We start from the raw sequence: 1,065 nt of genomic DNA on the forward strand, positions 1-1,065 counted from the left end.
TGGCGGTTTACAGCACGTCACCCGCGACGGCGCAGGGCGATACCACGCGTCCCCAGCTGATGCTGGACCGGCTGACGCAGAGCCAGCGCTCGTTCACCAATGCGGTCGGCCTCGACGGCAACAATGCGACCTCGAGCACGACGATCGCGACCTTCGTCCAGCGCGTGGTCTCTTCGCAGGGGCAGGCGGTGGAGGCGGCCAAGCGCCTCGACGAGGGACAGCAGGTCGCGCTCGCCTCGATCCAGAGCCGTTTCCAGGAAACCGCACAGGTCAATGTCGACCAGGAAATGTCGATGCTGATCGAGCTGCAGAACGCCTACGCCGCCAATGCCCGCATCATCTCCACCGTGAAGGAGATGATGGACGTGCTGATGAGAGTGTGAGCCCGTCATGACCATCACCTCCTACGGAACCGGGGCCTATCGCGCGGCCAAGCCCAGCGAGTTCGTCTCGACCCGCGCGCAGTTCGACGATCTCACGCGCCAGCTGGATACGAAGAAGCGCAGCACAAGCTATGGCGACCTCGGCATCGACCGGCGCGTCAGCCTGGATCTCAATGCCAAGCTCTCCAACATCGATTCCTGGTTGAGCGGCATCGACCTGAGCAGCGTGAACCTGAAGCTGCAATCGCAGGCGGTCGAGAACTTCTCGAAGCTGGCCAGCGAGACCCGAAACGACACTCGCTCGAACAGCTATGTGCCGAGCGCCAGCGGGCGCTCTGCGCCCCAGGTGCTGGCGGAAGAGAAGTTCAAGCAGACGCTCGACCTGCTGAACGTCGCGGTGAACGGACGCTACCTGTTTTCGGGCAAGACCTCCGATACCGAACCGGCGATCGGCTTCGACGAGATCATGAACGGCGACGGTGCGGGCAAGGCCGGACTGAAGCAACTGATCGATGAACGCCGGCAGGCGGATCTCGGTTCGGGCACGGGGCGTCTGACGACCGGCGGCACAGGCACGACGGCGACGATCGCCGAAGAGGCGACCGTCCACCCCTACGGTTTCAAGATTGCCGGGGTTTCCGGCAGCTCCGCCGCCCTGGCGACGACCTTCAACGCGGGTCCG

The 1,065-nt window shown here is 64.3% G+C and carries 2 protein-coding genes; both read left to right on the forward strand.

The window, feature by feature from the left end; translation table 11 throughout:
- A partial coding sequence (locus ACIPIA_RS16900; protein WP_400511153.1) for a flagellar basal body rod C-terminal domain-containing protein occupies positions 1-383 on the forward strand: 383 nt, incomplete at its 5' end.
- A gap of 7 nt (positions 384-390) precedes the next feature.
- Positions 391-1,065, forward strand: a 675-nt coding sequence (locus tag ACIPIA_RS16905; protein WP_400511155.1) for a flagellin, incomplete at its 3' end; no start/stop codon positions are given.

This window comes from Allobosea sp. CER48 (assembly GCF_044752385.1).
Classification (GTDB): Bacteria; Pseudomonadota; Alphaproteobacteria; order Rhizobiales; family Beijerinckiaceae; genus Allobosea.